At 37.6% G+C, this 26249-nt stretch carries 26 protein-coding genes; 17 read left to right on the top strand and 9 right to left on the bottom strand.

Annotated features, from left to right (window positions below; translation table 11 throughout):
- Positions 1 to 46: 46 nt before the first annotated feature.
- The 5 genes from QF044_RS19400 (at position 47) to fabF (ending at position 4316) form a co-directional block, all read left to right on the top strand.
- On the top strand, positions 47 to 463 hold the full coding sequence (locus QF044_RS19400; protein WP_034739219.1) for an OsmC family protein: 417 nt from the start codon (positions 47 to 49) through the stop codon (positions 461 to 463).
- A gap of 287 nt (positions 464 to 750) precedes the next feature.
- Positions 751 to 1356, top strand: a complete 606-nt coding sequence (locus QF044_RS19395) for a TetR/AcrR family transcriptional regulator (RefSeq protein WP_307270894.1) — start codon at positions 751 to 753, stop codon at positions 1354 to 1356.
- Between the two features lie 10 nt (positions 1357 to 1366).
- Entirely contained in the window at positions 1367 to 2635 is a 1269-nt protein-coding gene (locus QF044_RS19390) for an acetyl-CoA C-acetyltransferase (protein ID WP_307270892.1), read from the top strand.
- Positions 2636 to 2646: 11 nt separating this feature from the next.
- A complete protein-coding gene (locus tag QF044_RS19385) occupies positions 2647 to 3072 on the top strand; it encodes a PaaI family thioesterase (RefSeq protein ID WP_307270889.1) in 426 nt (141 codons plus the stop codon).
- A gap of 2 nt (positions 3073 to 3074) precedes the next feature.
- Entirely contained in the window at positions 3075 to 4316 is a 1242-nt protein-coding gene (gene fabF, locus QF044_RS19380) for a beta-ketoacyl-ACP synthase II (protein WP_307270887.1), read from the top strand.
- Positions 4317 to 4378: 62 nt separating this feature from the next.
- Here the strand turns inward: fabF and QF044_RS19375 are convergent, their stop codons facing one another.
- The 3 genes from QF044_RS19375 to msrB all read right to left on the bottom strand — a co-directional run bounded on the left by QF044_RS19375 (position 4379) and on the right by msrB (position 6099).
- Positions 4379 to 4759 (bottom strand): hypothetical protein, encoded by a 381-nt coding sequence (locus tag QF044_RS19375; RefSeq protein WP_307270884.1) that lies wholly within the window; start codon positions 4757 to 4759, stop codon positions 4379 to 4381.
- A gap of 9 nt (positions 4760 to 4768) precedes the next feature.
- Positions 4769 to 5524, bottom strand: coding sequence for a murein L,D-transpeptidase catalytic domain family protein (locus QF044_RS19370; RefSeq protein ID WP_307270881.1), 756 nt, complete (start codon positions 5522 to 5524; stop codon positions 4769 to 4771).
- Between the two features lie 128 nt (positions 5525 to 5652).
- Positions 5653 to 6099: a peptide-methionine (R)-S-oxide reductase MsrB gene (msrB, locus tag QF044_RS19365; protein ID WP_307270879.1), complete on the bottom strand. Its 447-nt coding sequence runs from the start codon at positions 6097 to 6099 to the stop codon at positions 5653 to 5655.
- 126 nt (positions 6100 to 6225) lie between these two features.
- Here msrB and QF044_RS19360 point away from each other — a divergent pair, with 126 nt between their 5' ends.
- Both QF044_RS19360 and QF044_RS19355 read left to right on the top strand, forming a co-directional pair.
- Entirely contained in the window at positions 6226 to 7470 is a 1245-nt protein-coding gene (locus tag QF044_RS19360; RefSeq protein WP_307270877.1) for a DUF445 domain-containing protein, read from the top strand.
- Between the two features lie 14 nt (positions 7471 to 7484).
- A complete protein-coding gene (locus QF044_RS19355; protein ID WP_307270873.1) occupies positions 7485 to 8372 on the top strand; it encodes a hypothetical protein in 888 nt (295 codons plus the stop codon).
- A gap of 30 nt (positions 8373 to 8402) precedes the next feature.
- On the opposite strand, the gene QF044_RS19350 is transcribed toward QF044_RS19355, so the two are convergent.
- Entirely contained in the window at positions 8403 to 9440 is a 1038-nt protein-coding gene (locus tag QF044_RS19350) for a quinone-dependent dihydroorotate dehydrogenase (protein ID WP_307270872.1), read from the bottom strand.
- Positions 9441 to 9641: 201 nt separating this feature from the next.
- The gene (locus QF044_RS19345) at positions 9642 to 10337 is read right to left on the bottom strand and encodes a pseudouridine synthase (protein ID WP_307270870.1); all 696 of its coding nucleotides are present in this window, start codon (positions 10335 to 10337) and stop codon (positions 9642 to 9644) included.
- A 232-nt stretch (positions 10338 to 10569) separates the two neighbouring features.
- Between QF044_RS19345 and QF044_RS19340 the strand changes: the two genes are divergently transcribed.
- The 4 genes from QF044_RS19340 to QF044_RS19325 all read left to right on the top strand — a co-directional run bounded on the left by QF044_RS19340 (position 10570) and on the right by QF044_RS19325 (position 15690).
- On the top strand, positions 10570 to 12111 hold the full coding sequence (locus tag QF044_RS19340; RefSeq protein ID WP_307270867.1) for a glycine--tRNA ligase: 1542 nt from the start codon (positions 10570 to 10572) through the stop codon (positions 12109 to 12111).
- 232 nt (positions 12112 to 12343) lie between these two features.
- A complete protein-coding gene (locus QF044_RS19335; protein WP_307270865.1) occupies positions 12344 to 13504 on the top strand; it encodes a serine hydrolase in 1161 nt (386 codons plus the stop codon).
- A 5-nt stretch (positions 13505 to 13509) separates the two neighbouring features.
- Positions 13510 to 14121, top strand: coding sequence for a YdeI family protein (locus QF044_RS19330; RefSeq protein WP_307270862.1), 612 nt, complete (start codon positions 13510 to 13512; stop codon positions 14119 to 14121).
- Between the two features lie 15 nt (positions 14122 to 14136).
- Positions 14137 to 15690 (top strand): tetratricopeptide repeat protein, encoded by a 1554-nt coding sequence (locus QF044_RS19325; protein WP_307270860.1) that lies wholly within the window; start codon positions 14137 to 14139, stop codon positions 15688 to 15690.
- On the opposite strand, the gene QF044_RS19320 is transcribed toward QF044_RS19325, so the two are convergent.
- From QF044_RS19320 to QF044_RS19305, 4 genes are all read right to left on the bottom strand, one after another.
- The gene (locus QF044_RS19320; RefSeq protein WP_307270857.1) at positions 15691 to 16602 is read right to left on the bottom strand and encodes a hypothetical protein; all 912 of its coding nucleotides are present in this window, start codon (positions 16600 to 16602) and stop codon (positions 15691 to 15693) included.
- Positions 16603 to 16610: 8 nt separating this feature from the next.
- Positions 16611 to 17423, bottom strand: a complete 813-nt coding sequence (locus QF044_RS19315; protein WP_307270855.1) for a hypothetical protein — start codon at positions 17421 to 17423, stop codon at positions 16611 to 16613.
- Positions 17424 to 17434: 11 nt separating this feature from the next.
- Positions 17435 to 18295, bottom strand: a complete 861-nt coding sequence (locus QF044_RS19310) for a hypothetical protein (RefSeq protein WP_307270853.1) — start codon at positions 18293 to 18295, stop codon at positions 17435 to 17437.
- A 231-nt stretch (positions 18296 to 18526) separates the two neighbouring features.
- A complete protein-coding gene (locus tag QF044_RS19305; protein WP_307270851.1) occupies positions 18527 to 19798 on the bottom strand; it encodes a Y-family DNA polymerase in 1272 nt (423 codons plus the stop codon).
- Positions 19799 to 20232: 434 nt separating this feature from the next.
- Between QF044_RS19305 and QF044_RS19300 the strand changes: the two genes are divergently transcribed.
- The 6 genes from QF044_RS19300 to QF044_RS19275 all read left to right on the top strand — a co-directional run bounded on the left by QF044_RS19300 (position 20233) and on the right by QF044_RS19275 (position 26245).
- Positions 20233 to 20733, top strand: a complete 501-nt coding sequence (locus QF044_RS19300) for a M15 family metallopeptidase (RefSeq protein ID WP_307270850.1) — start codon at positions 20233 to 20235, stop codon at positions 20731 to 20733.
- A 190-nt stretch (positions 20734 to 20923) separates the two neighbouring features.
- On the top strand, positions 20924 to 21961 hold the full coding sequence (locus QF044_RS19295; RefSeq protein ID WP_307270847.1) for a patatin-like phospholipase family protein: 1038 nt from the start codon (positions 20924 to 20926) through the stop codon (positions 21959 to 21961).
- Positions 21962 to 22196: 235 nt separating this feature from the next.
- Positions 22197 to 22367, top strand: a complete 171-nt coding sequence (locus QF044_RS19290) for a hypothetical protein (protein ID WP_307270844.1) — start codon at positions 22197 to 22199, stop codon at positions 22365 to 22367.
- Between the two features lie 294 nt (positions 22368 to 22661).
- Positions 22662 to 23297, top strand: a complete 636-nt coding sequence (locus QF044_RS19285; RefSeq protein ID WP_307270841.1) for a leucine-rich repeat domain-containing protein — start codon at positions 22662 to 22664, stop codon at positions 23295 to 23297.
- Between the two features lie 8 nt (positions 23298 to 23305).
- The gene (locus QF044_RS19280; protein WP_307270839.1) at positions 23306 to 23941 is read left to right on the top strand and encodes a leucine-rich repeat domain-containing protein; all 636 of its coding nucleotides are present in this window, start codon (positions 23306 to 23308) and stop codon (positions 23939 to 23941) included.
- A gap of 18 nt (positions 23942 to 23959) precedes the next feature.
- A complete protein-coding gene (locus tag QF044_RS19275; RefSeq protein ID WP_307270838.1) occupies positions 23960 to 26245 on the top strand; it encodes a hypothetical protein in 2286 nt (761 codons plus the stop codon).
- Positions 26246 to 26249: the final 4 nt, after the last annotated feature.

Raw genomic sequence — 26249 nt, 5'->3', positions numbered from 1 at the left:
TGTATTATTAAATTAACATATTAAAAAACAATAAAAAGTAAACATTATGAGACGTAACGCAACTGCCGTTTGGAACGGTAACATCAAAGAAGGTAACGGACATTTAACTACTCAAAGCACGACTTTAAACGAAACTCAGTATTCTTTCAACAGCCGTTTTGCTGACGGAGTGGGAACAAATCCTGAAGAATTACTGGCTGCAGCACACGCAGGATGTTTCACTATGAAATTAAGCGCTGAACTTTCCCAAGCCGGTTTTACACCTGAAGAATTAAAAACAACATCTGTGATTACACTGGATCCAAGTGTTGGTAAGATCACAAAATCAGAACTGACTTTAACGGCAAAAGTTCCGGGACTTTCAGAAGAAGATTTCCAGAAATATGCTAAAATTGCTGAAGAAGGATGCCCGGTGAGCGCAGCTTTCAATTTTGAAATTACATTGAATGCTACTTTAGCTTAATTATATTTCAAATTTCTTATTTGGACCATTAAGGTTTCTTAATTTAGAGATCTTAATGGTTTCTATTTTAAAGCCTTGCTCTAAACATTGTATCATATTTTCCCGCAATTATACAGATTACATAGATTTTTGAAAATTTTAAACTTCCATATAACTAATGTGATCTTCTTAAACATTATAACCTTAACTGTCTAGAATTTTTGTGCCTCTTGCGTTCGAGAAAATAGATTTAAAATAAAATATACCAATCGGTATATTTTTGTATATTTGTATTGAAATTATAGTAAATGTCAAAAGCAGAAAAGACCAAACAGTTTATTATTGAAAAAACCGCCTCTTTATTTAATACAAAAGGCTATATGGCTACGTCCTTATCAGACATTACGGAAATTACCGGCCTCACCAAAGGAAGTATTTACGGAAACTTTGGTAATAAAGATGAAGTAGCACTTGAGGTTTATCAATACAATTCTGGTTTACTTTCTAAAAATATGGCCAGATCATTAGGAGAGGAATTCGCAACTACCATTGACAAACTCAATGCCTTTGTGAGCTTTTACCGGAAAAACTGGAAAGCAGTATTTGAAAACGGCGGCTGCCCATTAATGAATGCTGCTACCGAAGCTGATGATACTTTTCCCAGTCTGAAAAAGCAGGTGACCTTATCATTTGAAGGTTGGATAAAAAAAATAGCTTCCGTAATTGCTGAGGGCCAGGAAAATGGAGAGATCCATCAAACTGTAGACGCATTTGGTTATGGCTCTCTTTTCATTATGCTTATTGAAGGTGGAATATTGCTTTCCAAAACAACAGAAGATGAAAACTATTTACATCTGGCTTTGGACAGAATATCGTTGATGATCGATAAAGAACTCAAAATACTTCCCTCATAAATTTTTCAATATGGAAACAAAAAAAGTAGCGATTGTAGGATACAGCAGAATTCCTTTCGCCAGAGTCAATACAGCCTACGCAGATCTGGATAATCAGGAACTTCTGGAAGCAACCCTTAACGGTTTGATCAATAAATACAGTTTACAGGGAAAACTCCTGGGCGAAGTGGCTGGTGGTGCCGTTATCAAACACATTTCAGAAAGCAACCTCATCAGGGAATCTGTGATGAATACTTCGCTAGATCCTGCTACTCCTGCATGCGATCTACAACAGGCCTGTGATACGGGAATTGAAGCAGCAGTTTATATTGGGAATAAGATTGCATTAGGCCAGATAGAAAGCGGTATTGCCTGTGGTGTTGAAGCGATGAGCAACATTCCTTTTGAATCTGCTCCAAGATTAAGAAAAGCGCTTTTAAAAGCCAATAAAGAAAAATCAGTATTTGGAAAATTAAAACAGCTTCTAACTCCAAAACTGAAGGACTGGATGCCGATTCCCTACAAAGGACAGGAGCCTAAAACCGGTCTCGTAATGGGCGGACACACAGAAATCACAGCCAAATATTACAATATCTCTCGTGAGGATCAGGACGAATTAGCATTCAAAAGCCACCAAAACATGGCTAAAGCTTATGACGAAGGATTTTTTAAAGATATGATTGTTCCCGCTTTCGGTTTAGATAAAGATAATAATCTCCGTAGAGATACCAGCCTTGAAAAACTTTCCCAGCTAAAACCTGCTTTTGATAAAGAGCATGGAACCTTAACTGCAGGAAATTCAACTCCCTTCACTGATGGTGCATCCGCAGTCTTAATGGGAAGCGAAGAATGGGCGAATGCCAATGGCCTTCCAATTTTAGCGTATGTTACTTTTTCAGAAGTAGCAGGTATTGAATATGTTGATCATAAACAAAATTTACTTCTGGCTCCTGTTTTCGCTGCAGACAGAATGCTGAAAAAAGCAGGAATGAGTCTTGAAGATTTTGATTATTATGAAATCCACGAAGCCTTTGCAGCCCAGGTTCTCGCCACTATCAAGATTTGGGAGAATGATGACCTGGCTAAACAATTCGGTCTGGAAAAGGCTTTGGGAAAAATTGACAGGAATAAACTGAATGTAAAGGGCGGAAGTCTCGCAGTAGCGCATCCATTTGCAGCCACTGGTGGCAGAATTATCGGGACACTGGCAAAACTGCTCCATGAAAAAGGCAGTGGAAAAGGGTTCATCTCAATTTGTGCTGCAAGAGGACAAGGTGTAACGATGATTTTAGAAAAATAAAAACAGAAAATATGGACAGATTAACCCAACTTCAGCAATTCATCGGAAAAGAATTCGACCAGTCCCCATCCCCTTTTATGAAATGGCTCAATCCTATTGTTCTTTCTGTGGAAGAAGGACATCTGGAGTTCCAGTATAAAGTAAGACCGGAATGGTTGAACCCTATTGGAAATCTCCACGGCGGTGTCACGGCTGCGATTGTTGATGACCTCATTGGAGCCACAATGTTCTCCCTGAACGAAAATTCTTTCATAACGACCATCAATAATGTGATCGATTATTTTTCAACTGCAAAAGAAAATGATAATATTGTAGCCGAAACGAAAATTATAAAACGAGGCCGGCAATTTGTCCATGCGCAATGTGAAATATGGAACGCAGACAAAACAAGACTGATTGCCAGGGGAACCTCCAATCTATTCAAAATTAATAACTAAATATGAAGAGAGTTGTCATTACAGGATTGGGCGCAGTAACGCCTTTGGGGAATAATGTCGAAGATTTTTGGCAAAACAGCATTAACGGGGTCAGCGGAGCGGGTCTGATCACCCATTTTGATTCAGAAAAATTTAAAGTTCACTTCGCCTGTGAAGTGAAAAATTTTGATCCGAAAGTTTATCTTACCCACAACGAAATAAAAAGAAGCGACCTGTTTTCACAATATGCAATGTATGCCTCTGCTGAAGCTATTCAGGATTCGGGGCTGGAGTTTGATAAGATGGATCCTTTTGATACCGGAGTAATCTGGGGAACCGGGCAAGGTGGTATGTGGACCTTTGAAAGTGAAGTGATGAATTTTTCAGAAGGCGACGGAACACCGAGGTTCAATCCTTTTTTTGTTCCTAAATTCATCGCCAATATGGCTTCAGGAATGATTTCTATGAAATTTGGTCTCCAAGGGATCAACTACACTACGATTTCAGCCTGTGCAACGGGAAATACGGCATTGATGGATGCCTTCAATTATATCCGTCTCGGAAAAGCGAAAGTGATTATCAGCGGTGGTTCTGAAGCCGCAATTACGCCGGCTTCTGTAGGTGGTTTCTCTATTATGAAAGCAATGTCTACCCGAAATGATGACTTTACCACAGCAAGCCGTCCTTATGATACAGAAAGAGACGGTTTTGTCATGGGTGAAGGTGCAGGAGCTTTGGTTCTTGAAGAATATGAACATGCTGTAGCCAGAGGAGCTAAAATTTATGCCGAATTAGCCGGAGCAGCAATGACTGCAGATGCCTATCACATGACTGCACCTCATCCGGACGGTGTGAGTGCCATCAAAGCCATGCAGCTGGCTATGAAGGAGGCAGGAGCCAACGCAGAGGATATTGACTATCTTAATCCCCACGCAACTTCCACGCCGATTGGAGACGTGATCGAATTAAAAGCGATCAGTAAATTATTTGGAGGAAGCAAAAACCTCGATGTCAGTGCTACCAAGTCTATGACAGGACACTTATTGGGTGCTGCGGGTGCTGCGGAAGCCATTCTTTCCATAAAAGCAATAGAAAAAGGAATTATTCCTCCAACAATCAATCTTCATAGTTTAGATGAAAATATTCCAAAGGATGTGAATATCGTGTTTGGAGAAGCTAAAGAAAAGGATATTAATTTTGCATTGAGTAATGCTTTCGGATTCGGAGGTCATAATGCAACTGTAGTCTTTAAGAAATTTAAATAAGAAAAGCAGTCAAATAGACTGCTTTCTTTTTATCAATTAATTAAGAACGTTGAAATAGTATCCTATTTCGTGTCAGAAATAAAATAATCATCTGCACCTTCCTCTATCGGAATATAAAGTCTCTCCCATTTTTCACCTCCTATCATCTCCCAGCTATGCCCTTCTCCTTTTGTATCTTCAGCCAGAAGAATAATTCCCGGCTCAATAAGAAATGTGGAAGTATCACTTACTTTAAATCTGATTTTTCCTTTTAATGTGACTACATACTGCCTTCTTGGAGCTGGATGGGCCACCTTTTCCCATTCCTCAACGGTATTACTGATCCAAAAAGTGGTTGTATTCATAGGCTTCAGGGTCGGAATTTTACCTTTCTCGAACGTGCTTGTTCCATCGGGGTTATTCATCAGCCTGACAGCGGAAACAAATTCTGAAGTATCTTCCATTACAAATCTTTATGCCTTCAACCATTCCGAAGAAGAAAGATACTTCTGATCGGGATAATAAATAAAAAGACAGTTTCGTCCTTTTATGGTATTAATGATAGGCTGTGTCAATGCTTTCGGTACTGCGGGACATCCCCAGCTTCTTCCGATTCTTTTGTGCATGGAAGCGAAATCATCACTTACATAATCTGCTCCGTGCATTACGATAGCTCTTCTATAGGCAGCATCATTAAATCCTTTGTCCATTCCCAGAAGCTTTAAAGAATATCCGTTGTCTCCCTGGTAAGTGGCATCCGTGATATAAAATCCTAAGCTGCTCTGCAGCGAACTTTCCGTGTTAGAAAAATTCGTCGCAAATTCTTCGCCTGTATTTTTTCCGTGTGCTACCAGTGAATTGAATAATACTTTTTTCTCGTTGGTGTCAATTACCCAAAGTCTTTTGGTATTTGAAGACATAGAAAAATCGCAGATAGTCAATAAATGCGAGTCTTGGTTCAGCAATCCTGCTTTCTTTAAATTCTCAAATCCTGTCAATGCTTTTGAAAAAACTTCGTAATTCAGTTCATGTTCAGGGTCAAATGGAATTGATTTGTACAATTCTTCTGACGAAGACACAGCTGCTGCAGTCTTCTCAGATTTCGTGTCAGTTACTCTTTCCGTTTTTTCGGTCTTGACTTTTTCATTCTTCACCATTACTTTTGGCGAGATATAGAATGAAGTCGTCACCATATAAACAAGGCCTAATACGCTATAAATTCCTCTCATTCAATACTGTTAAATTCTAAATTAGTGAGGCAAAATTATAAAAACATAATTACCAGCCGGTTATAACTCTACAAAGTTTAACTCAATTTAAGAAACTTTAACTTCCTGATTTTGTGAATTAAAAGGTTTTATTTTTCTGAATCTGCAACAAACTCAAGGCTCACAGAATTCATACAGTAACGCAATCCTGTAGGTTTCGGACCATCATCAAAAACATGTCCCAGATGGGAATCGCAACGTTTGCAAAGTACTTCTACCCTTTCCATTCCATAAGCTGTATCTCTTTTGTAATAAACTCCTTCTTTATCTGCTTCAAAAAAACTCGGCCACCCGCAGCTGCTGGAAAATTTTGAAGTAGAACGGAAGAGGTGATTACCGCAGACTGCACAATAATAGTCTCCCACTTCATCAAATTCATTATACTTTCCGGTAAAAGCTCTTTCTGTAGCAGCTTCTCTTGAGATAGCATATAAGTCGGGAGCCAGGATCTTTTTCCATTCCTCATTGGAAATATCCAATTTTGACGTATCGGTTCTGGAGTAGTATGGATTGTTTTTTGCTTCTTTATTTTCCATAGAAATAGTTTTAAAAGGCTGAAACTTCTGCATCATACTTGCAGATAAGTAAATAAATTTTAATCTTGAATTTCATTCCTGTTTGGGAATGACGGTTTGATGACCAAATTTAGTAAATTTGAGAATATGAATGACGAAGCAAAAAGAAAACAGCTGAGAAAATATAAAATGTTTGCCACCGGATTGTTTGTCCTGATGGCTATTATTTTTATCGCTACCACGTTACTTGAAAAGTCCAATCCATCTCATTGGCTGGGTTATGTACGGGCTTTTTCTGAAGCAGCTATGGTGGGTGCTCTGGCAGACTGGTTTGCTGTAACCGCTTTGTTCCGGCATCCGCTTGGACTGCCGATTCCTCATACCAACCTTATTGAAAACAGCAAACAGCGGTTAGGGGATAATCTGGGAAGCTTTGTGGTGAGTAATTTTCTTTCGCCTCAGAATATACGCCCTTATATCCAGAAACTTAAAGTTTCAAATTTTGTCGGAGAGTGGCTTGCCAAAGAAAAAAGCCAGGAAATCCTGATCAGGAACCTGTCGGATATCGTTCTGGATATTCTGAATAAGCTTGATGATACTTCTGTAAGCCAGTTTATCAGCAAAAAAGTTTCTGAAATGACGGATGACATCAAGTTGAATAAAGTAGTTGGGAACGGGATCGGTTATATTCTGGAAAAGAATGACCATCAGAGGATAGTAACTAATCTGTCCAAACAAATTAAAGAATATATTATTGAAAATGATGAAATGATCAAAGAGCGGGTAGAGAAAGGAAGTTATTCATTCATTCCATCTTTTGTTGATCATAAAATTGCTGATAAAATTGCCAGCGGGCTTGCTGATTTTTTCAAAGAAATTGAAGAAGACCCGGAACATCAGATCCGAAACCTCATTACTCAGAAAATTTATGAATTTTCTACTGATCTAAAGGAAGATCCCAAATGGGATGATGAGTTTAAAACCATCAAAAACGGTCTTCTGAAAAGTAATAAGCTTGACGAATATTCCAGTGATATCTGGATCTCCATTAAGAAAACATTAATGAAAGAACTTCTGGACGATCAATCTTCTTTAAAAGGATATCTCACAAAAAACCTGAATGAATTTTCACAAAATTTAAAAACAGATGAGAATCTCCAGAATAAGATTGATCATTGGGTAAGAGTGACTGCTTATAAATATATCCTTAAAAATACCCATCAGTTCGGAAACCTCATCAGCTCTACGGTAGGCAACTGGCAGGGGAAAGAACTCAGCGAGAAGATGGAGCTGGAAGTGGGCAAAGACCTTCAGTTTATCCGGGTAAACGGAACGCTAGTTGGCGGATTGGTCGGGCTGATTATCTACACCATTGCCAATTTCTTCCTCTAAAACTATTCACAACCATGAAAAAACTTTTTATTACCCTATTCCTATACCTTTTTGTCTGTTATTTTGGGCAGAAAGTCGAATTTAAGGCTATAACAGATTCCTCGCAGGTTTTTAAAGGGGAAATTGCAGGAGTCCCTGTTACCTTGCACCTCAGCTACACCGGAATTGCAGATTGCAGCCTATATCAGTATTTTATAGACGGATGGTATTATTATGATAAATACCAGAAAAAAATACCGCTGACTGGCATTTATGATTCTGGAAAATTGTATTTATACAATTTTGGGAACAGACAAAAGCAAAATTCCAAGTTATTAAAAGATCAGATCACCTCACCTCAAAAAGTGGAAAAAACTGACGAGATCGCAGCAACACTATCTCCCAAAGAATATATGATTTTTGAATCGGATGATATCAAGGAAAATACTATTTCCGGAAATTTTTATTTGAAAGATAAAGTTCAATCTGCAAAACTGTTTACCGGAAATGATATGATTTATCGTTTTAATAATTATCTGACATTACCCAACAACAAGAAGATCAACACCTTTGACTTCATTAATAAGCACGGTGGAAATCAATTAATTTCTTATGCTTCCGGAGACAATGGAAACCGTGTTTTACTGTATTTTGAACACTCTTCCAACTTCAATGCGTGCGGAAGATGTGGAGCAAGTGAAGGTGAAAAGGGCTACAGGGTTTTATATTTTACCAAAGACTGGAATTATAAAAGTTATGAAGAATTCCTTACTGAAAGCTGTCTGGAAAATATCTATGACACCCTGGAAACAAAATCTAAAGACCGGAAAACCTTACAGTTTAAAGTCAGTAAAACATCATCTTCACCAGCATATGCTTTTACGGTTGATATAAAAAATGCATCGGTTGTGAAGTCAAAATAAAAAAGAGAGCCATACAACTCTCTTCTTATTTTATCTTGGAAGCCTGCTGGCTCTTTTTAAAAGTTCTTTATTGATCTCATTGATCAGTTCCGGGCCTTCATAAATAAATCCAGTATACAGCTGTATCAGGCTTGCTCCTGCATCCAGTTTTTCAATGGCATCTTTAGCAGAATGTATTCCTCCTACTCCAATGATTGGGAAAGCTCTGTTACTTTTCTCAGAAAGATATTTGATCATTTTTGTACTTCTTTCACGAATAGGCTTTCCACTTAACCCGCCATTTCCTATTTGCTTTAAAGTTTCGGAAGAGGTTTTCAGACCTTCCCGATTAACAGAGGTATTGGAAACAATCGCTCCATCAAGTTTTGTCTCTGCAATCAGTTCAATAATTTCATCCAACTGATTGTCATTAAGATCCGGAGCTATTTTCAGTAATATGGGTTTCTTTACAGATTTTGTCTGATTGATTTTTTTTACTGCGGTAATCAGTTCACGCAGATATTCTACATCTTCCAGTTTGGCATGGCTCCCTACATTCGGACAGCTTACATTCAGTACAAAATAATCTACATGAGGATGAAGGCCATCAAAACAATCCAGATAATCCTGTGTATAGTTTTCTGGACTTGTATTGGTATTCTTGCCGATGTTTCCTCCGATAATGATTTTTCCTTTGTTGGATTTCAGTTTTTCGATTGCAGCTTCAAGACCATCGTTATTGAAGCCCATCCTGTTGATAATTCCTCCATCTTCAATTAAGCGGAACAATCTTTTCTTAGGATTTCCTGTCTGAGCTTTGGGTGTCACAGTTCCGATTTCTACAAATCCAAAACCAAGGTCTCCCAACTCGTTGAATAAAACCGCATTTTTATCAAAACCTGCAGCCAATCCAACTGGATTTTTAAATTTCAAACCGAAAACTTCTCTTTCCAGACGTTTGTCTTCAATAGGTTTTGGGAAAAATAATTTAGTAAGAAATCCAAAATTTTTAAGCATTGAAAATGTAAAATGATGAACTTCCTCGGGATCAAATTTGAAGAGAATGGGTCTGATGATACTTTTGTACATTGAAAAAAAGTTTTACAAAAATACTCAATTTAAAATTAATGTCCGGTTACCTTATGATATTTTATCAAAATATTTTATAAATATCATCTATCAGATACTACCTGCAAATCAATGCAATTTTAACGTAAAAAAAATATAAACTGCTTTTATCCTTGTCAAGGTTTGAAACCTTGACAAGGATGTTTAGACTTTGTGCTTAAATTAAGAATAAGAACTCAAATCGAAATTCAAAATATTCCCTACTCTTTTAAACTCGTCATCTATAGTGGCATTTACCGTAATTCTTTCGTTAGAAACAGGATGATTAAAAATCAATTGATGGGCGTGAAGTGTCATTTTGTTAATGCCAAATTTTTGAAGCCACAATTTATTCTGTTTATTGCAGCCGTGTTTACGGCAGCCTAAAATAGGATGCAGAATATGTTTAAAATGCTTTCTCAACTGATGAAATCTGCCGGTTTCCGGAATGGCTTCTACCAAACAATATCTTGAAGTCTGATGTTTTAAAAATGGTAAGTCTATTTCTGATGTCTGCAAACGATGATAATAAGTAATGGCATTTTGCTTTATTTCGTTTTCGTTAATCAAATCATAATCAATCGTTTCTTCTTCTTTAGTCCAACCACGAAGAATTGCCAGATATTTCTTCTCCACTTCGCGTGATGCAAACTGTTCGCTCATAATTCTAAGCGTTTCTTTATCCAAAGTGAATAACAAGACCCCTGAGGTTTTTCGATCTAACCGATGTACAGGAAACACTTTTTGCCCAATCTGGTTTCTTAATTCCTGAATAGCATAGGTATCGGCCTCCCCGGAATAAAAAGATTTATGTACCAATAATCCGCTTGGTTTATTGATGGCGATAAGATGCTCGTCGCGATAAAGAATTTCTAACATGGGACAAAAGTAGAATTTTTTGACTGATCTCCAGCCCTGATTGAGCGGCATGTTTAAGCTCTTTTCAGGATTTATTTTGCGGCGGCGGAGCCGCCGCAAAATAAATCCTGAAAAAGCGAGTAGTGAAAGCAGGTTCCCGGCTCCTAATTTCTATCTATACAAAAACTTCCATCTTCCATCTTCTAACTTCCCGCTTTTTCACTATTTTTGCACCTTAGACGATTAAAAAATTATGGCAAAGCAAGAAGATGTTTTCAAGAAAGTGATTTCTCACGCGAAAGAATATGGTTTTATTTTCCCTTCGAGTGAGATCTATGACGGTTTATCGGCTGTTTATGATTATGGACAAAACGGTGCTGAATTAAAAAACAATATCAAGCAATATTGGTGGAAAGCGATGGTACAGCTTAACGAAAATATTGTAGGTATAGATTCGGCTATCCTTATGCATCCTACAACTTGGAAAGCTTCAGGCCACGTTGACGCATTCAATGATCCTTTAATTGACAATAAAGATTCTAAAAAACGTTTCAGAGCAGACGTTTTGGTGGAAGATTACTGTTTGAAAATTGAAGATAAAGAAAATAAAGAAATTGAAAAAGCAGCGAAAAGATTCGGTGAGTCTTTTGATAAAGCTCAATTTGAAGCTACCAATCCAAAAATCCTTGAATACAGAACAAAAAGAGAAGCTATTCTTTCAAGATTGGCAAAATCTCTGGAAAATGAGGATCTTGCTGATGTAAAATCTTTAATTGAAGAATTGGAAATTGCTGATCCGGATACCGGTTCCAAAAACTGGACGGAGGTAAGACAATTCAACCTGATGTTCGGAACAAAATTAGGAGCTTCTGCAGATTCTGCGATGGATCTTTATTTAAGACCGGAAACGGCTCAGGGTATCTTCGTTAATTTTTTGAACGTACAGAAAACTTCACGTCACAGACTTCCTTTTGGTATTGCTCAAATCGGTAAAGCATTCAGAAACGAAATTGTTGCCAGACAGTTTATCTTCAGAATGCGAGAATTCGAACAGATGGAAATGCAGTTTTTTGTAGCTCCGGGAACTGAATTGGAATTCTACGAACAGTGGAAAACAAAACGTCTGAACTGGCACCTTGCTTTAGGTTTAGGTGATGACAATTACAGATTCCATGATCACGAAAAACTGGCTCATTATGCCAATGCTGCTGCGGATATTGAATTTAATTTCCCATTTGGCTTCAAAGAGCTGGAAGGAATTCACTCCAGAACAGATTTCGATTTAAAAGCGCATGAAAAACATTCAGGAAGAAAGCTTCAGTTCTTCGATCCGGAAAGAAATGAAAATTATGTTCCTTATGTAGTGGAAACTTCTGTAGGTCTAGACAGATTATTCCTTTCTATCTTCTCACACAGTCTTAAAGACGAAGTACTGGAAGATGGTTCGGAAAGAACAGTTTTATCTCTTCCACCGGCTTTAGCCCCTGTAAAAGCGGCTATCCTTCCTTTGATGAAGAAGGACGGTTTAGCAGAATATGCAGAGAACATCTTCAATGATCTGAAATATGATTTCAATCTGTTCTACGAGGAAAAAGATGCGATCGGAAAACGTTACAGAAGACAGGATGCGATCGGTACTCCTTACTGTATCACCATCGACCATGATTCTCTTACAGATCATACGGTAACGATAAGAGACAGAGATACAATGCAGCAGGAAAGAGTTCCTGTTTCCGATTTAAGAAGGATCATCGACGAGAAGACAAACTTCAGAAATTTACTTTCTAAACTATAGATCAAAAGCCTCCAAATATGGAGGCTTTTGATTTGCAGTTTACAATATAAACATTTGCATTATCCTAAATCTACAAGGGATTTTTTATACGCTCACAGATAATGGCATTAGGAACTTTTCTATATTCCATTAAACCCTTACAGGTCTTGAGGCTCAAAATTTTTAATCAATTACTGTAATAATAGTTTATTTACGGTGGCTTTGTCATTTTCTTATCAAAATTATTTTAAATTTGTTTAAGACTGATATTCATGATCATATGAGGGCATTAAAATACGTAATAGGCGGAGCAGCTGCAGGTGTAGCCGCAGTTTATCTTTTGGGATACGATTATTTATTCAGCGGAATTTCTAAAACGTACCTCAAAGGAAGATCAAGTGCCTACATTGATGACGGAAAACTTTTTCCGGGAAACCTCATCGATACTGAAGAACCTGTATTGTGGACAGAAGATCCCGAATACAATAAGAAAGAACTGCATGAGCATGTGCTTAAAGATTTAAAGCATTCCAAAACCGCTGCTTTTGTGGTTATAAAAAACGGAAAAATTCTTCATGAGCAGTATTGGGATGGCTACAATCAGCTTTCCCAGACCAATTCTTTCTCTATGGCCAAAGCTGTTACAGTAATGTTATTAGGAAAAGCTTTGGAAGAAGGTATTATCAAGAATATTCACGAAAAGCTTTCTGATTTTTATGCTGAATTTAAAGAAAAAGAATTCGGAAGTGAGGTGACGCTTAAAAACTTAGCCCAAATGGAAGCAGGACTTGACTGGGATGAAAATTACAATAATCCCTTTCTCCCGAATGCAAAGGCCTATTATGGAAGAAATCTTATAAATGCTGTTTTCTCAAGAAGATTTAAAGATGAACCCGGCACCCGGTTCGAATACCAGAGCGGATCTACTCAACTTCTCGGATTTGCTTTAAAAAAGGCTCTGAACCTGACACTTGCCAGCTACTTATCAGAGAAATTCTGGATCCCGATGGGGATGGAGCAGAATGCATACTGGAGTACCGATAATCACGGAATGGAAAAAACCTACTGTTGTATTCACTCCAATGCAAGAGATTATGCAAAACTGGGTCAGCTGTTTTTAAATAACGGAAAAGTGGGTGAAAAGCAGATTCTCAACTTAGATTTTATCGAACAGATGAGAACACCTACCAAAAAATCGCAGGAGATCTATGGAATGGGGCTTTGGATCAATCATGACAATCCCATCAGGCATTATTACTTCCTTGGATTGCAGGGCCAATATATTATTATGGTTCCTGAGCACAATATGGTCATTGTAAGAACCGGAAGCTACCGCAATAATCCAAAGAATGATAGAGGAAGACCGGATCAGGTAAAATTTCTTGTCAATGAAACCGTTCAATTATTTCAGTAAGCTTTATGGAAAAACACAGCCCGAAAATAGATGCCTATATTGAAAAATCACAGGATTTTGCAAAACCGGTTTTAGAATATATCCGTGAAACGGTGCATGAATTTTGTCCTGATGCAGAAGAAACAATGAAGTGGAGCTTTCCTCATTTTATGTATAAAGGAAAAATTCTCTGTGCGATGGCTTCTTTCAAGCAGCACTGCACTTTCGGTTTCTGGCTGGAAAAGGAAATGAAAACCATGCATGAGATTACCCGGAATATTGAAAAAAACTCAATGTTCAGCTTAGGAAAGATCACCGGGATAGAAGATCTTCCGCCAAAAATTCAGCTAAAAAAAGCGCTTACTGAAGCAATGGAGCTTACCGACATGGGCGTTACCGTAAAAAAGGCAGCCCCATCTAAAACGGAAACAAAAATTCCTGATTATTTCCAAACTGCTTTGAATGAAAATATAAAAGCTTTAAAAGTTTTTGAAAAGAGTTCACCGTCTTTCAGGAAAGAATATATCAGCTGGATCATTGAAGCCAAGACTGAAGCTACCAGAAATAAAAGAATGGAACAGTCTTTGGAATGGATAGCCGAAGGTAAATCCAGAAACTGGAAATACGAAAAAAAATAAAACACAATAATTACGATGAAGAAAAAAATAATCTTCTTTTTCTTCTTTGCCATTTCAACTTTTACATTCTCACAAAACTTTGATTTTGAGGGACAATATAAATATGCGCGGTCTTTAGCTTCTAAAAACCCGGACAGTTCTGAAATCATATTAAACAGCATTATAGATTCTGCCCAGAAAAAAAAACAGCCGAATTATCTGGCAAAAGCATATTACCTGAAATCATTCAACAGCTATTTGAAATCGGATGCAAAAGCGACACTTGATTTTGCAGAAAAGGCATTAAAGATATCATCGGAGAACAATTATGGCCCCGGAAAAGCCCTTGCCTACAGAATGCAGGGAACACAGTATGCAAAACTGGGACTTTTAAAAGAAGCCTCCCAAAGCCTTAATAAAGGTTTAGATGAGATCAAAAATAATGATTCTGATGAGGGACATGAACTGAAAGGCATGATATATAATTCTTTCCTGATCCTTTTCAATGAGAACGAATATCAAAAGAAAGAATCTTATTCTAAAAATGCAGTCCGGGAATTTCAGAAGATAAAAAATATTCCCAGAAGAAATGAACTTCTGGTCTCTGCCTACACAAACTTAGGTTACAATTTATCAGAAGTAAAGAAATTTAATGAAGCCCAATCTTATTTTGTGAAAGCGCTTGCGTTCGTTGGACATGACAATCATTATTTGAGGGCTAATATTCTCCATGATATCGGGTTTTCTTTTTCACAGCAGAATAAACCGGACAGTGCGGTGTCATACTATCAGAAAGCTTTAAAAATTGCCAGTCAATATGGGTTTAGCGAAAAGAAAATAGAAATTACCAAAAACCTTGAAACTGCATACAAACAGATCGGAGATCTTCCTAATGCCCAAAAATACAAACTGGAAAATCTTGAATTAAAGGACAATGTTTCGTACAGCCAGAAAATGGCTGTTGATAAGACCTTTAGCCAAAAGGAAGAAAACTTTAATAAACAGCTGAGTGAAAGCTATACTACCTCCAAAGGCCTGATTACAGCATGCATCATTCTGCTCCTCATTTTAGGAATTATTATTTTTTATATAATCCACCTTAGAAAAAAATATAAAAACACAGTCACCGAAATCTATGAAAAAGGGATCACTCCTGCTTCCTATGAAGCAGATCCTCAGGAATCTGCTGAAGACCAAACCGGAATTAGTGTTCCGGCAGATATAAAAATATCGCCCGAAGTAGAAGGAAGTATTCTACTCGGCTTACAGGTTTTTGAAGAAAGCTTTGATTTTAACAATAAAAATATTTCACGTTACAATTTATCTAATACACTAAATGTTAATACAAAATATCTTTCAGCAGTTATTAAAAAGCATAAAAAATTTAATTTCAATCAGTACATCAATCATCTGAGGATCAATTATATTGTAGACAAATTAAAAAATGAACCTCAATACCGTAAATATAAAATCAATCATCTTGCTGAAATCACAGGATATTCTTCCCACAGTGCTTTTTCTCTTGAATTTAAAAAAATTACAGGGTTGCATCCCTCAGCATTCATCAAAACGCTTGATGAAATAGCTTAATTATTGTTCCGCTATAGTCAGGTTATTATATCCCCCGGTATTATTTAATGAAAAGCCTGTTGTATTTAAAGCATTTAAATTAAACCAGATGTAAGGCATGAGCCGTTGCCCTGCCGTCATGTAAAAAGATGCTGTACAGTTGCTTCCTGCATCAATGTTTCCGTTGCTGTTTGAAGACATGGTATTGACACATTTTACTGTATTTACAATATTTGTAGCAAGTAAACCCGCTGTGTTGTCATACAGCTGCCAGATTGCTTCTATCTGGATTGGATTTAAAGGATCTGCTGTATAATTAATGGCAAGCGGGGCCAGATCTGTAGTAAAAGTGGCTATATACACTCCGTTTCGGGGTGCTGTAAAAACTCCTGTTGAGGTATCAAAAGTAGTTCCGGAATTACTTTCAAAAGCTTTCGTCCAGCCTACCAGATAATTACTCACACGGTTTTGTAATCCTGTGGTGGTTAATGCAGAAGGTAAAACCAGTTTTACAGTATTATCTGTTTTTGCAGCAATAACAATGACCTTATTGACTGCTGGTTGGGCGGTAAGCAAGGGAAGCCATTCATTTCCGTTGGAGTACTCCATTCCTGTATTGTAGCGAATTGCGCCTTCGTCTGCTGCGGCAGCTGTAAGTGCAGAAGTACCGAAACCTACTGCTCCGTTCCCGGAATTTCTGGCATCTACTTTTACAGCCGGACTATGAGTTCCCGCCCCTATTCTTCCGGCGTTTGTGATCAAAACATCATTGCTCTGCTGAGCAGGCGTAAATGAAGATCCGGATACGGGATTGTCTTTCTGTCCGTCTGTATGAAGAATTCCTCTGGGATTCGGCGTATTGATCCCAATCTGGGAAGATGCCCAGTTAAAACTTAAAGCTAAAATAATTACTAAATATTTTTTTTTCATCATTTGTGTTTTTATAATCCGAAAATACTCAGAGACGTCAGTGACGCATCAGTATCCAGTGTTTTTGCTGTTCCTAAAGCCTGGTTAAGGCTTACCGTAATATTGTCTCCCTGGTTAAGGTTAAAAATTCCGGAACAATTTCCGGCGACACGGTTTGAAAGTGAATTGGTTCCCGGATAACTTCCTACACACTTGAAGACCTTATTGGTAGTGGAAGATGCAGAATTGGTCTGAATCAGGGTTTCATATCGTGAATCATTGGCAATAGCACCGGAAGCCAATGAAAAGGTGAAGGAGACAATATATATTCCGGCTTTTGATGCTACAAAAGTTCCCGTGCCTGTATTAAAACTTCCGTTGACATCCGTTTTTTTTGTCCAGTTGGTAACTGTAGCCTGCGTTCCACTTGTAAAGTTCTGTCCAGAAGCATTTTCTGCATCTACAAAATCATTGGGCGCTTTGTGTGCCAGTGCGGTCCATGCCGTACCATTGGAGTAGCTCAGATCCTGTGTTCCGGAATTGTATCTCAGTGCTCCGGCTTTTGCTGCAGAAGCAGTCTGGGATGTTCCTCCGATGCCCAGGGCATTCTGATGTTCGTTAGATCTCAAATCCAGTCTTGATTTGGGTGTTTTTGTTCCTGCTCCCATATTTCCTGAAGAAGTTATCACCACGTCATCATAGTAGCTGGCAGGAACTGCCGGTGCTGTATTTTTCTGTCCGTCTACATGGAGTATGCTTTCAGGAGAGGTCATATTGATTCCTACCTGAGCCTTAACAAATAAGCTTACGCTGATCATTAAAACGAGTCCTAATCTTTTTTTCATTATCAAGTGTATTATTGTTCTACAATAGAAAGATTCACAAAGCCATACTCATTGCTTGCGGGAGTAATATCCGTCCGTAAACTTAAGCTCCCATTAAATACCGATTGGTAGATATGAGGCTGGAAGGTGTCTCCTTTATTGAGCTGGATCCCTGCAACACATGAGCCCGCAACCTGTGCGTTCTTTGAGGTATTCGAAAAAGATTTTACGCATTTTTTAACAACAGTACTTCCGTTCACAACGTATCTGGCTTCAGAAAAATATCCTGAAACAATAGGAATTCTTACAAAGTCATAAGTAAAGGAGACGAGATATACCCCTGTTCTGGGTGCGGTGAAGATGCCTGTTCCCGGAGTGAAATTAGAAGTGGGATCTGAAATTTCTGTCCACCCCGCAATGCCTGTAGAAACCTGATAAGGAACCTTGACAGCAAAACTAGCAACCCTAAGATTGGCTACTACAACAGCTTTGGTAGGGGAAGAAATAAGATCCTGCCACACCACACCATCTGAGTATTGCATTTTTCCACCGTTCAGCGGATTATATCTCATGGCTCCAGAGGCTGCTTCTGATGCCGTCTGGGTAGTTTCACCTATTCCGATAGAGTTATCTGTATTATTAGTCGATCTTGCGTCTATTTTCACTGCGGGCGTAAGAAGTCCTATTCCTACTTCTCCGTTGGCCGTAAATACTACATCATTAGCTACCTGAGCAGCAGTTGGAATCCCTGTAGCCGGATTATCTTTGGTGCCATCTATATGTAGTACGGCTTGAGGGCTTGATGTATTAATGCCCACTTGTGCAGACATGAAATTTACCAAAAAGCATCCTCCAGCCACTACACATTTCATCATTGTGTTTATTTTTTTCATCTAAAGTTTGTGTTTTTCAGAATGTAAAATTCTTCAGCAAAGATAAATTCAAATACATCATTCCTACAACACATAAAAAATGAAATAAATACAAATAACTGAAAATGTAACACTTAAGTACATTTTAAACAGTATCAAAATTCGGAATTTTAGTAACTTCAAGGAAATACAGGACAAAAAACTAATGTTTTTTTTAAACAAGAAAGAGAATTTAATAGAAATTTTTAAACATTAATGAAATCTGAAATTGGCTTCGGGTAACGTATTCTTTTTCAGGAAAGCTTCATATTCCGGAGAGAGTTTTGCACGGCCAAAGGTATTTTCCCCACTCATGCTTCCGAGGCGTACTTTGTCTTTACCATACTTTTTATTCATGGCATCCATTGCTTTCATGACCGGCAGGTGCTGATTCTGGGTATCTTCTTCAAAAAGACTGATCTGCCTCTGATCCTCCGGAACAAAGTCATTCACCATCACCCCTGCTCTTTTATAATGGAATCCATCTTTATAAATGGCTTCGAAAAGTTCGTTCACAACCCTTCCTATTAAAATGGAAGAATTGGTAGGGTTGGAAAGAATTCGGGTCATGGCATTTCGGTATTCAGGCAGATCTTTTCTGAAACGGTTAGTCTGTACAAACACGGTGATCATCTTACAACAGGTATTTTGCTTCCTTAATCTTTCTGAGCAATACATTCCAAAAGTTTCCACCCGCTCCCTGACCTCTTCTTTCCCGATAAGCATCTGCATGAAACTCCGGGTAACCGCAATAGATTTTTTGGGTGATGGGGAATCCAGTTCCAGTTGGCGGATTCCTTTAAGCTCATTGATCATCCTTACCCCATGAATTCCCATGATCTTACGGACCCACATTTCAGGTTTTTGGAGCAGATCCCAGGCTTTATAAACTCCACTGTCCTGCATTTTTGCAGCAAGTTTACGGCCGATTCCCCATACATCACCTATATTGAGCCACCTCAAAGCTTTTTCAATTTTTTCAGGAGTGTCGAGGGTATAAACACCATCAAACTGATTTGGAAAATCCTTCACAATCCTGTTAGCTACCTTGCAGAGTGTTTTTGTAGGTGCAATTCCTATGCTTACGGGAATATTTTCTTTTGCTTTGATCTCGTCTTTTATCTTAAGGCAGTAATCACGGATATTGACATATTTAAAACCGGAAAGATCCAGAAATAGCTCATCAATACTGTATACTTCATAATCCAGGACATACGACTTTGAAATATTAATGACCTGCTGGCTTTTGTAATTATAAAGTTCAAATTTTGCAGAAAAGCTTTTCACATCATGCTGTTTGAAAAGATCTTTATATTTGAATGCAGGAGCTGCCATAGGAATGCCCAGATCTTTTGCTTCTTTACTTCTCGACACCACACATCCGTCATTATTGGAAAGTACCACAACAGGTTTTTCTTCGAGAGACCCATCCAGAGTTCGCTCGCAGGAAACAAAAAAGTTGTTGCAGTCGACTAAAGCATACATGATAGATGATGATAATTTTAACGCAAAATTATCATTTTTAAAGATAATTTCTTTCTTTAATTTTAAAATTAACACTATAATTAACACATTGATTATTATATAGTTAATTTATTTTAAACACGTCAAGTTCTGTCGTATTACTTCTATACCTTACATGCCTTCAATTCAGCTATCGGCAGATTACCTTTAAATATTCTTCCAGATCGATCTGATATAAGTGCTGTCGAATGACTTCTTCATTAATGGAGATGTCTTTTATTTGAACTTAAATCAAAAGAAACTTTTATAAATTCCTTTGTCCTTATGTTGTGAGAAATATCTATTTAAATTAGAAAATTTTCAAGAATCTAAATTTATTTTATTTAAAATATTAATTAAATACGTCAAGTTTCGTCGCCATTCATGTATACTTTTGTGGTATAATAATATACATCATGGACAAAATTACAATAGAAAGAATCAACAAGCTTCATCCTTATGTACGGGACGAAGTGAAGCAGATTATTAAAGAATGTGACGAGGCACTCACCGGACGTGCAAAGGTGAGAATTACCCAGGGACTGAGATCTTTTGAGGAGCAGGAAAAACTGTATGCCATCGGAAGGATCACTTCCGGTAAAAAAGTGACCAATGCAAAAGCCGGGCAGAGTATCCATAATTATGGCCTCGCTGTTGATATCTGCCTGATGATCGACGGTAAGGTGGCAAGCTGGGATACCGTCAAAGACTGGGATAATGATCAAGTGGCCGACTGGTATGAGTGTGTAAAGATTTTCGCAAAGCACGGTTGGGACTGGGGTGGAAACTGGAAGACTTTTAAAGACCTTCCCCACTTTGAAAAAAAGAATATCCTGACTAAAAAAGGACTGGTCAAAACAAACTGGCGAACGTTATCCAAGATGCCGAGGGATAAGCAGAATTATATTCTATTTTAATTCTCTTTTATTTGAAAATAATTATAATACGACAAGTTCTGTCGCTTCCCAATCCTACCTTTGGTTTGTTAGAAAAATGTTAGTTAACTGAGATCTCAATACTAAAACCAGCATCTGTTTTTAAAAACAGAACGTTGGTTTTAGTTGTCTCAGGACTCTATTTTTCTTTTGAAAAATTACTAAAAATCACATGAAAAAGACAACCATTCTTTCTTTGGACGGGGGCGGAATAAGAGGTATTATCACCTGTATTATTCTCCGCTACATAGAAGAGCAGCTTCAGTATCATGATAACCCGGCGGCCAAACTCGGGGATTATTTTGATCTGGTGGCCGGAAGCAGCACAGGAGGACTGATCGCTTCTATTATTCTATGTCCCGATGAACACCGGAAAGCAAAATATTCTATTCAGAAAGGATTAGAATTATATGCTGAAAAGGGAGGCGACATCTTTCAGGTATCTTTTTGGGAAAAGCTGGTCAATCCATTTGGCCTTCTTAATGAAAAAATCCCTCAGGAATCACTTGAAAAAAACTTAAATGATTTTTTTGGACACTTAGAACTTAAAGAATTTATAAAACCATGTTTAATAACCAGTTATGATATAGAAAACAGAAGAGCTAAGCTTTTTAACTCGTGGGAGGCTAACCTCAGCACAGATAATTTTTATGTAAAAGATATTTGTAGAGCTACATCGGCAGCGCCCACTTATTTCAGTCCGGTACAGATAAAATCTATGTATGGACAGATCTTCAGCCTGATTGACGGCGGTATGTTTGCGAATAACCCTACTTTATGTGCCTATGCGGAAGCGAGAAAAATTCCTTTTGCAGAAGTATTAAAGAATCACCAGAAAGCCAATCATCCGGGTGTAAATGATATGATTATTGTTTCCCTGGGAACAGGTATGGAAGCCAGACCTTATTCTTTTAAAAAGCTGCAAAAGTCAGGAAAAATAGGTTGGGTAAATCCTATCATTGATATCCTGATGTCTGCAAATGCAGAAACGGTAGATTATCAGATGTGCCAGATGTTCCAGACCTTGGGACAAAGGAATCAGAAAAATTATTACCGTCTGAATCCTTCATTAAAAAATGCTTCTCCAAGTATGGACAATGTAAGACGGTCCAACATCGAAAATCTGATCCAGGCAGGCCTAAGCTATATTGATGATAACAGGGAAACACTGAACCAAATCGTACAGAAACTGATCAGAAATAAAATATAAGCTTTTTACCTTATAAAGATTTAATATAAGCTTAAAAGCTAATATTTAGAAATTATAAAAAGTTTTTTAAACACGTCAAGTTTTGTCGTCTTCCCGCACTACTTTTGAAGTATAAACAAAGACACAAAAAAGCAATCATTAAAATTTTAAAAAGCCTTTGAATTCAACATTTATCAATGCTGAACAGCCAGAAATATGTTTATTAAAACATAACCTCAACCTTAAAACACAAAACATGGAAGCACCAGATCACAATCCAGACACACTTTTCGATGAGGATCTCTATACGATAGAATGGAGCGACATTGAGCACGCTGAGATGGACTATGAAAACTATCTCAATGACATAGAAAATTTTTTCAGGGAAGATTTCGAAGAGGCTATTCCTGAAGAAAACAGATACTAAATACTCTATAACACGACAAGTTCTGATGCTGTCCGGAATTACCTTTGAAACACCAAATCAAAACACCAGACATCATCCTATAATCATTCAAAATCACCTTTGAATCTATCATTCACAAAATGCCGGACAGCCAGAACTATGTCTGAAAATCTGTAAAGTAATATGAAAATCTAACCATAAAGTGGAAATAGTCTCAACCACTAAAAAATGAAGACTCAATCCATGAAAAGCTTCTAACAAGAAGACTTTTCAAATTCTATTAATTAATCAAAAACAAAATCACACAGTTTTATTATGAAAACAAAAGAAGAATTAAGGCTTTTATTCGAAAACGGAGATAAGCCTACACAAGAAAATTTCTGGGAATGGCTTGATTCGTACTGGCATAAGGATGAGAAAATTGCCCAGGATTCCATTGAAAATATTGAAAAAGTAGTCCCTTTTTTTAATGAGGATGGATTACTTGGATCAGCAATAATACTTACTATTCCTGCCAACACAAAAAAAATCCTTCCTAGTAGTTTCGGCTATATGGGGACATCTTCCCAAATTATAAAAGTAATTTTTAATGAGGGACTTGAAGAAATAGGAGAATCTGCTTTTATGGGACAAAATATTAAGAGCATCAAAACCCCTTCGACATTAAAAATCATTAAAGCACAGGCTTTTTGGGATCAAAGAAACAGTATTAATGGCTCGGATTCCATGGAAGAAATCGTTCTCAATGAAGGTTTAACAACTATTGAGCTTCAAGCATTTTACTGCCCTAGAGGAACATCCTCCGTTGAAGATTTATACATTCCAAGCACAGTAACGTCTGTTGGACAAAATGCATTTGTAATTCCTTCGCTAAAAACAGTTTCAGCCCCGGCTGGCCTGGATTTAAGTATTGCAGGAATCCCCGCAACAGCCACAATCACCTATAGATAAAAATATTTATGAAAACAAAAGAAGAACTAAGGCTTTTATTCGAAAACGGAGATAAGCCTGTACAAGAAGATTTCTGGACATGGTTGGATTCGTACTGGCATAAGGATGAGAAAATAGACATGACTAAAATTTCAGGTCTAGAAAATGGACTTCCTCGCTTAAATGACTTTTATGCAGATATAGATGAAGATGGAAATGCATCTTTTGCCAGTTTATCTGTCAGGAAAATATTTATAAAATCGGGAACATTAAAAATTCCTGAGCAGTTTGCTACTAATATGGGACTGTCCATTCTATTTCTTGCAGATAGTGTTACCATTATTGGTGCAGATGCTTTCAGTAATAATGCTCTAAAATCATTGACGATTCCCGGAAATGTTACAGAACTTAATGACAGGGCTTTTTCATCTAATCAGCTGACATCATTAATCATTCCCGGCAATGTTAAAGAAATTAAAGATTCTGTATTTGCTTCCAACCGTTTAACATCATTACAGATTGCCAGCGGTGTAGCAAAAATTGGGCACAATGCCTTTAAATATAATCCGGATTTAAGTTCAGTTACTTTATCCCCAAGCACGCAATATTATTCAGACTCATTTGATCCTACTACTCAAGTTATTGGTGGAAATCTTATCAATTAATTTTAAATAAATCACAAAATGAAATCAAAACAAGAAATCAAAAAAACCTTTGAGAACGGAGACATCCCTGTACAGGAAGAATTTTGGGAATGGCAGGACTCTTACTGGCACAAAGATGAAAAACTTCCTCTAGGAAATATAGATTATGACTTTTCTAAAAAAGCTGAGGTAAATGCATCCAATATAAGTCCGCAAAATGCCCAGCTATGGAAAGATAAAATAGAAACACAGACATCAATTCAAAATCCGGAACTAAATGGAAATATTCTAACTGTATATTACACAGGAGAAAATGGTGTTCAGCAAAGCAAATCGGTAGATTTAAGTGGTCTCGCAACTAACAATATCAGTATTGAGAATGCAGAGTATGATGCCTCTCAAAATATCATTACCATTACTCAGAGTGACGGATCTTCGTTTCCGATCAATCTTTCTGAATTTAGTATTATTCCTACTACAAATGTAGACGGAAGTGTTTCCCTGGTTCAGGAAGGTGTCGAAAAAATAAAAATACATAAAGCTGGTGTTTCAGGTAGCTATAATGATCTTTCTGATAAACCAACTTTTAGTGGTAGCGATAATTTACAAAATGTTATTGACAGAGGTAACGGAACAACTAAACCTATTATTTTCCAGCCAAGCCAAGGCAGAGCAGGTGAAATAAATTTCAGTTCCACCACTTATTCTTTTTGGTTTGGAAATTTAAATACGGATCATACCGGAGCCTATGGACTGGGCATTGGTTATAATGCATTATCAAAATTAACAACAGGTTCAAATAATGTAGCACTGGGTTCTTATGCTTTAAATGAAGCAACCACAGGTAAATGGAATACAGCAGTTGGTGTATTAAGTGGTTCCAAATTAACTACAGGCGAATACAACGTATTCATTGGTACAGCATCAGGTGAAAACGTAACGACAAGCAACCAAAACACAATGGTTGGTGACGAATCAGGCAATAGAACTACCACGGGCTTTAAAAATACTTTTTTAGGTGTTGGAGCTGGTTATCTCAATACTACCGGTAACCTTAATACATTGTTAGGCTGGAAAGCTAATAATCAATCCAATTTGGGTGATAAAAACATTATGATTGGTGTTTCATCCGGTTCTGGGGTTACAGGCAATAATAATGTTTTGATCGGTACAGGGGCAGGAATGAATGACGGAGCCATCAGTAATAAATTAATTATCCATGGTAACCAGACATTAACAGGATATTCAAATACTGCTGAAGGAAATTTTGGAAGTTTCCAACAAGGTCAATTAAACAGAGCTTTAATCACAGGTGATTTTGTAGATCGCTGGGTTAGAATGAATGCTGGATTTCTACAAATTGGATCACCAGCTTCAAATACTGATGATATAACGATCACTCCCACAACAGGAATAACAGCCTCAAAACTATATACTCCTGCAAGTAACAACGATTATATTCAACGTGGCTGGATATTTAATAATTACTATAACCAGGCTCAAATTCATTCACTATTGAACAGAACGTATCATGTAATGGGGTCTGTTGCCAATTTTGGAGCTTTACCTACAACGGCTCAAACGGTAGGTGATGTATGGAATTTACTTGATACTGGTGAAAACTATGTTTGGGTAGATAACTTAAATAATACCGGAGCTGCCGGATGGGACAAGCTTTCAGGAATAATTGATGTTTCAGGTTTTATACCGGTAACAGGTACCGCCACAGGTCAACCTATAACAGGAGATCTGGTACTTGACAATTCAATTGGGAACAGAGAGATTAAAGGAGCCGTACAGGGATCATATATTTCATTCTTTGATGATGGTCAGGTTGAAATAAACAACATTCCCAATGCAGGCAGCAATGTAGGCATATCAGGCATCGACTTTGCCGGAACACAACCCGGATCTCCAGGAATGACTGGTGCGTACTACTATGGAGATATGTATCAGGACAAATCTTTTATCCAGAAACAATATGCAGACAAGCAGCATTCCTACACCACTAAAGAGGAATTAACAGGCGGAACATGGATCAATGGTAAACCAGTTTACAAAAAAACCTTGTATTTAGACCAAATTCCAAGAACGGGTGAAATTGATTTTAAAATCGAGTTCCCTGATATTGAAACCATTATTTCCAATGAGATGTTTACAGAATGGCAGGCCATAGATGCTTCTTTCGCAGGTAACCAATGGCGAACAAAAGCCTACATCACCATAGAAAGGAGAATGGCTAAAATTGAACTGCTTAATGAGCCCGATTATGACTACTCTGTCATTAATTCATTCACACTTACCCTTGAGTACACAAAAAAATAAATCA

The organism is Chryseobacterium sp. W4I1 (assembly GCF_030816115.1).
GTDB lineage: Bacteria > Bacteroidota > Bacteroidia > Flavobacteriales > Weeksellaceae > Chryseobacterium.
This window is presented reverse-complemented; position numbering and strand designations above follow the sequence as displayed.

Excerpts from the sequence above, each read along its gene's own strand:
- QF044_RS19400 (WP_034739219.1), top strand. The coding sequence starts at position 47 with ATGAGACGTAACGCAACTGCCGTTTGGAACGGTAACATCAAAGAAGGT.
- QF044_RS19395 (WP_307270894.1), top strand. The coding sequence starts at position 751 with ATGTCAAAAGCAGAAAAGACCAAACAGTTTATTATTGAAAAAACCGCC.
- QF044_RS19390 (WP_307270892.1), top strand. The coding sequence starts at position 1,367 with ATGGAAACAAAAAAAGTAGCGATTGTAGGATACAGCAGAATTCCTTTC.
- QF044_RS19385 (WP_307270889.1), top strand. The coding sequence starts at position 2,647 with ATGGACAGATTAACCCAACTTCAGCAATTCATCGGAAAAGAATTCGAC.
- fabF (WP_307270887.1), top strand. The coding sequence starts at position 3,075 with ATGAAGAGAGTTGTCATTACAGGATTGGGCGCAGTAACGCCTTTGGGG.
- QF044_RS19375 (WP_307270884.1), bottom strand. The coding sequence starts at position 4,759 with ATGGAAGATACTTCAGAATTTGTTTCCGCTGTCAGGCTGATGAATAAC.
- QF044_RS19370 (WP_307270881.1), bottom strand. The coding sequence starts at position 5,524 with ATGAGAGGAATTTATAGCGTATTAGGCCTTGTTTATATGGTGACGACT.
- msrB (WP_307270879.1), bottom strand. The coding sequence starts at position 6,099 with ATGGAAAATAAAGAAGCAAAAAACAATCCATACTACTCCAGAACCGAT.
- QF044_RS19360 (WP_307270877.1), top strand. The coding sequence starts at position 6,226 with ATGAATGACGAAGCAAAAAGAAAACAGCTGAGAAAATATAAAATGTTT.
- QF044_RS19355 (WP_307270873.1), top strand. The coding sequence starts at position 7,485 with ATGAAAAAACTTTTTATTACCCTATTCCTATACCTTTTTGTCTGTTAT.
- QF044_RS19350 (WP_307270872.1), bottom strand. The coding sequence starts at position 9,440 with ATGTACAAAAGTATCATCAGACCCATTCTCTTCAAATTTGATCCCGAG.
- QF044_RS19345 (WP_307270870.1), bottom strand. The coding sequence starts at position 10,337 with ATGTTAGAAATTCTTTATCGCGACGAGCATCTTATCGCCATCAATAAA.
- QF044_RS19340 (WP_307270867.1), top strand. The coding sequence starts at position 10,570 with ATGGCAAAGCAAGAAGATGTTTTCAAGAAAGTGATTTCTCACGCGAAA.
- QF044_RS19330 (WP_307270862.1), top strand. The coding sequence starts at position 13,510 with ATGGAAAAACACAGCCCGAAAATAGATGCCTATATTGAAAAATCACAG.
- QF044_RS19325 (WP_307270860.1), top strand. The coding sequence starts at position 14,137 with ATGAAGAAAAAAATAATCTTCTTTTTCTTCTTTGCCATTTCAACTTTT.
- QF044_RS19320 (WP_307270857.1), bottom strand. The coding sequence starts at position 16,602 with ATGATGAAAAAAAAATATTTAGTAATTATTTTAGCTTTAAGTTTTAAC.
- QF044_RS19315 (WP_307270855.1), bottom strand. The coding sequence starts at position 17,423 with ATGAAAAAAAGATTAGGACTCGTTTTAATGATCAGCGTAAGCTTATTT.
- QF044_RS19310 (WP_307270853.1), bottom strand. The coding sequence starts at position 18,295 with ATGAAAAAAATAAACACAATGATGAAATGTGTAGTGGCTGGAGGATGC.
- QF044_RS19305 (WP_307270851.1), bottom strand. The coding sequence starts at position 19,798 with ATGTATGCTTTAGTCGACTGCAACAACTTTTTTGTTTCCTGCGAGCGA.
- QF044_RS19300 (WP_307270850.1), top strand. The coding sequence starts at position 20,233 with ATGGACAAAATTACAATAGAAAGAATCAACAAGCTTCATCCTTATGTA.
- QF044_RS19295 (WP_307270847.1), top strand. The coding sequence starts at position 20,924 with ATGAAAAAGACAACCATTCTTTCTTTGGACGGGGGCGGAATAAGAGGT.
- QF044_RS19290 (WP_307270844.1), top strand. The coding sequence starts at position 22,197 with ATGGAAGCACCAGATCACAATCCAGACACACTTTTCGATGAGGATCTC.
- QF044_RS19285 (WP_307270841.1), top strand. The coding sequence starts at position 22,662 with ATGAAAACAAAAGAAGAATTAAGGCTTTTATTCGAAAACGGAGATAAG.
- QF044_RS19280 (WP_307270839.1), top strand. The coding sequence starts at position 23,306 with ATGAAAACAAAAGAAGAACTAAGGCTTTTATTCGAAAACGGAGATAAG.
- QF044_RS19275 (WP_307270838.1), top strand. The coding sequence starts at position 23,960 with ATGAAATCAAAACAAGAAATCAAAAAAACCTTTGAGAACGGAGACATC.